Below are 5,097 nucleotides of genomic sequence, written 5' to 3'. Positions count from 1 at the left end.
CTGGCTCTACTCAGCGTTTTACGCACAGCCACCTCGGTTGAGCCAAGCACGATAGCAATCTCCTTGGTTTTCATACCTTGTAGATGATGCATACGCAGAATGGTTCGCTGTGTAGAAGGAAGTGTGTCGATAACGCGTAGCATCTGTTCTATCTGCTCGCCATCATCGCTCAGATCATCTTCGTAAGATAATTGAGTGATATCTACTGTGGGATGCTTTCTGCGCAGACAATCGATACATAGGTTGCGAGTAACCATACAGGCAAAAGCTGAAATAGGCGATTTCAGTTGTTCGCGCATCAGCCAGAGCTTCACCATCGTATCCTGTACGATGTCCTCAGCCTCATCAGTAGTGCCCAGATATTTCTGAGCCACACTGATTAGTTGAAGCCTAAGCCCTTCTGCTTGTTGTTGAAACGCCTCTGTTGTCATTCTCCTTTTGCTTATTGCTTTTATCCTATATACGAACAATAATCAGATTTGTGACATCAAAGGAACACTTTTTTTAGAGAATAAGATTTTTAGCAAAATGCCAGATGATGATGCCACCTGTTACTGATACATTCATGGAGTGTTTGGTACCAAACTGAGGTATTTCTAAACAACCATCCGAAGCATCGATGACTTCCTGATGAACACCTTTTACCTCGTTGCCTAACACCACAGCATACTTCTTATTATTAATAGGTGTAAAGTTCTGAAGCATGGTTGAACCATGAGCTTGTTCAACAGAATAAACTTCATAGCCTTCAGCCTTTAATGTCTCAACTGCCTCAAGTGCCGTATCGAAGTATTTCCATGTTACACTATCCTCAGCCCCAAGAGCCGTCTTATGGATCTCTGCACTTGGAGGTGTACTGGTGATACCACACAGATAGACCGCTTCGATACGGAACGCATCGCCAGTACGGAATACACTTCCCACATTATGCATCGAGCGCACATCATCCATCACCACAACCAGTGGTGTCTTCTTTGCTTCTTTGAACTCCTCAACTGCGGGGATCGGGGGTCGGTTCTGATGATCAGATTTCAAGGGAAAAGTGATTGGGAGAACCGACCCCTCTATGATTCGGATTTAAATGAACAAATTACAAATTAGCAATACAATACGCTGCACTCATTGCTCCATAAGCCCAACCAAATCCTGGCATCATTCTAACAGCAGCTCTTGTAAGAATTTTTTTCGCTATAGCTCTACCTCCTGCATTTACCATATCTTTCACACCAAATCCTCCACCAAGACAAAGTATATAATCTAACTCATTTGCTCTTGTTTTTGTATTAAGAATATTATCTTTATCATGTAGATATATATCAAGAATAGATAGAGCTGTTATGCATTTTGCTTCCTCCAAAGAAGGAACATCTATTAAATTCTGTTCTTCAGTAACTTCTTTAATAACTTCAATAAAATCATTATCTGTTATTCCAAATTCTGCAATTAAAGTATTAGATGCAAATGATAACTTTTCGACTATTTCTTTTCCCATAACAACCGAAATACTATCATAATTGTCTTGAGAAGCACAATCTGTTATAGATCTTGTTTTAACCAAATAGTTTAAATTAGAATTGAAAACATCGTTATAATTTTCAATGGCTTTAACTCTTTTGATACTTAATTTAGAGTCATCTACTTTCTCTACCGCTTCATTTGAACATGAAATAAAATTCACAGCAAACAATGCCGTGGCAGCAAAAATAAATAATCTTTTCATACTTTTTAAAATTTTATAAATAATAATAACATCAATATTGCCATACTTAATGTAGATAAAAAGAGTATATCTCTTATCTTATGTCTTATAATAACTTGATAAATTGCTTGAATATAGACCACAATTAAAATGAGTACCAAAAATAAGTTCAAACTATTTGGAACAAGCAAAATATCTGTTTGTTTAGCTACTAATAAATATAATGATAATGCCCCAATAAGCAAAGTAATAAAATTATAAATATAACCACTTATTGTTTTTATTTCTTGTTTGTAAAAATCAAATACTTGAAAGGGTAAAAAAACTAAAATATATATCCATAACACCCAATATCCATTAGATAAAATAATACTTTTCATACTAAACATTAATTATTAACTAAAGTCATTGCAATGATATATTTCCCCAGAAACAGAATCTGCCTTTTATGAATTGGATGGTACATTCACCACTAAGATATGATGGCAGTTCAAACTCTGTAACACCAGCAGGGATAACAGATGAATATACTACCTCATCATCTTGTACTATATTAATAATGTACTCGGGATGAGAACTTGATAAGGTAAGTTTATACCCATCTTGATATATTCGAGGTATACGAATAGGAGCTTTACCTTTACCTGGTAATTGAGGCGTTTTATCAAAAATCTCCACTGCTATATCAACAAGAATACTCTCTGCATACACAAAGTTGCTTCTAACTGATAATAATAATAATAATACAATAACAATAATTTTCTTCATGTTAAATAAAATATTATACATTAATATTTAAAATATATTCAAAAGCGGATGCAAAGGTATAACAATAAAATCAAATAGATTAGAAAAAGCGGTTTTAATAATTAACCAAGAATTAACCTCGAAGCAAACTTACTCATAATCAGACGATTACGAGCTCCAAACAGTTTTTAATTAATAATTTGAGATTACATAAACTGCATGATTCTATTATCCAATTCCTTAGAATTTCCTTCTATTCCAAAGAGTTTTGGCATCATATTATTACGTATTTTCGTGATATATGCCTGAGATACCCCAAGCATATTGGCAATGTCTTTGGGTCTAAAATGCATGCGCATCAGAATGCAAGTTTTAAACTCTTTATCGTTCAAATCAAGTTTCTTGGAAGAAATGAATTTATAGAAATTGGGCAATACCTCAATCGCTATCATATTAATTTGATACCAATCGTCGTCATCCAATACGATAGCTTTTATAGCTTTCTTTTGCAAATCTATATATACATCAGATTCTTCTAACACTGATTCAGCAGATTTCTTTTGGGAACCTAACCTTTCTTTATATGATTCTATATCATTAGCCATAATCGCAATTTGAGATTCTTTTTCCGTGATAAGTTGGCTAAGTTCTTCAGTATGTTCTGCTATAGATCGTAGCTTTGTGATTTCAATCTGGTCTTTTGCTAAGTCAGAGATCTTTTGGATGTATGCTTGCTTTTCTGCTTTACGCTTTTCATAAATAATCCTTGCTATATAGAATATAACCAATATAGATACAACCATTATGCTTAGTATGGTATTTACCATCTTTTCTTCTTTGTCTGCCCTTTCTTTTTCCTGTCGAGCAATCTTCTCATTTCTTGAATAGTCATACATTCCCTGCATCTGCTCAACCTTACTTGTAGTTCTTTGAGCATAAACAGAATCGTTCATTTCATAACTATAAAGAGCATATTTTGCAGCAGAATCAGGCTGATGAGTCTTTTGGAACAAAATTGCCAGACCTCTTGAAGCACCATTTTGATTATTAAAGTCCTTGCCTTCATTTAATTCTTTACGATAATAGTATTCTGCAGAATCATAATCATTAATTGCAAAATAATAATATCCTTTAGTGTAATAGTAGCTCTCTCTTCCTTTTTCAATATTATAATTTTGATCAAAAAAGCCAGATTCTTTTTCGTATCTGTTCATATAAGATTTTGCTTTAGATATTTCTCCCCTATCAATAAGTTCTATTAATATTGTGGAACAATAACTAGCAGCTTCTTTTTTATAACCAAACTTATCAAACAGATTTACTACATTTTCACATACTACGATTGCTGAATCTATTTTATTTAATTGTAAATATGCTAAAGTTTGTCCTGCCATACTTAGCAAAGCATTCAATGTATCCTTACCTTTCCAACCATAATATGCAGAAATATCTTCAAATTCTATTTCCTGTTCATATAGACCTTGATAATAGAAAATATCGCTCATCTGCCCATATACCCGACTTAGTTGGCGGAAGTCGCAATCTTCAGCTGTGGTGTCGGCTTTCTCTATAGCTGTCTGGAAACTGTTAAGAGCCATAGGAGCCTCATGAATATCGTAGTAGGCTCGCCCCAACAAATAGTAGGCCAGCATCTGCTCGTTAGGAGTACCATGATCCTCAAAGTAATCTACTACTGCCTTAGCTTCCTTTGTAGTATTGAAAACGGAGTCAGCCTTATTATATGCATTCAATTGTTGCAAGCGTATTTGCATTTCATCATATTCACGTCCCCCACAGTTAATAAAAAAAATACCTATCAGTACAATATATATAATTTTCCTCATTAATTCTTTGATTGCAAAAAACGCCTGCAAAGGTAGAGATTATTTCCGATATATCAAAATATATATTCATTAAAAATACATTTTATTGATGAGTTCTAATATAAAAAATCCCACAGATATTTTTGCAATCTATGGGATTTTTTTGTAATTTTGTATTTTTCAGAAATATACGCCAAACGATACAGGCTGGAAATTGACATCCTTGGCATAGGTAGAGTTGAGGATGGTCATGGGTGAGAACTTGCCATAGATGCTGAACCAGTTGCGCAGGCTTAGTTCGGCCATGATATCCACCGTGATGGGGCGTTGGTGTATTTTCTTGAATACTTGCTTATGCTTCTCTCCATCGGCATCCCAATAGCGGTTCTTGATGCTGGCATAGGTGTTGATATTGATGACAGGACCCAGACCAAAGGTGAGCTGCTTGGTGCGATACTTCCACATCACAGGGATGATGAGACTGAACACCTTGATTCTTGAGAAGTCGTTATTAAATCCTGCAGGCAGGGCTTCTTCCGTGATAGTACCATCGTCGAGCTTTACGAACTTACTGCGACCATCGATACGGAAATTGCGCCAATCGATACCAAAACCTATCGAGTAGCCATGATGCTGGCCATAGCCAAACTTCTCCACCTCAGAGATAGTCCACATGATCTCCCATGAGCTGCCTACAGACTGCGGACCTTTATAGTCGGCACCAGCACCATAGCAGAGTCCTAAGGCGAAACGAGAGGACACATTGCGCGACTCCAAGGGATAGCCCGTGCCACGAGTGTGCTTCTTGACGAAGTCGAAGTTCCAGGT

Annotated in this window: 7 protein-coding genes; all 7 read right to left on the bottom strand. The window is 35.9% G+C overall.

Features of this window, described 5'->3' with window-relative positions; genetic code table 11:
* Positions 1–431, bottom strand: a 431-nt coding sequence (locus T499_RS0101180) for an RNA polymerase sigma factor (RefSeq protein ID WP_033149459.1), incomplete at its 3' end; no start/stop codon positions are given.
* 73 nt (positions 432–504) lie between these two features.
* A complete protein-coding gene (locus tag T499_RS0101175; protein ID WP_232221033.1) occupies positions 505–951 on the bottom strand; it encodes an RNA methyltransferase in 447 nt (148 codons plus the stop codon).
* A gap of 139 nt (positions 952–1,090) precedes the next feature.
* Positions 1,091–1,720, bottom strand: coding sequence for a hypothetical protein (locus T499_RS0101170; RefSeq protein WP_033149456.1), 630 nt, complete (start codon positions 1,718–1,720; stop codon positions 1,091–1,093).
* Positions 1,721–1,725: 5 nt separating this feature from the next.
* Positions 1,726–2,079 (bottom strand): hypothetical protein, encoded by a 354-nt coding sequence (locus T499_RS0101165; RefSeq protein WP_157054464.1) that lies wholly within the window; start codon positions 2,077–2,079, stop codon positions 1,726–1,728.
* Between the two features lie 25 nt (positions 2,080–2,104).
* Positions 2,105–2,467, bottom strand: a complete 363-nt coding sequence (locus T499_RS0101160) for a hypothetical protein (protein ID WP_157054463.1) — start codon at positions 2,465–2,467, stop codon at positions 2,105–2,107.
* A gap of 185 nt (positions 2,468–2,652) precedes the next feature.
* Positions 2,653–4,290: a tetratricopeptide repeat protein gene (locus T499_RS0101155; protein WP_033149453.1), complete on the bottom strand. Its 1,638-nt coding sequence runs from the start codon at positions 4,288–4,290 to the stop codon at positions 2,653–2,655.
* A 159-nt stretch (positions 4,291–4,449) separates the two neighbouring features.
* Positions 4,450–5,097, bottom strand: a 648-nt coding sequence (locus tag T499_RS14790; protein ID WP_052173263.1) for a hypothetical protein, incomplete at its 5' end; no start/stop codon positions are given.

The sequence above is a fragment of the Prevotella sp. RM4 genome (assembly GCF_000701965.1).
In the GTDB taxonomy this organism is placed as follows: Bacteria; Bacteroidota; Bacteroidia; order Bacteroidales; family Bacteroidaceae; genus Prevotella; species Prevotella ruminicola.
This window is presented reverse-complemented; position numbering and strand designations above follow the sequence as displayed.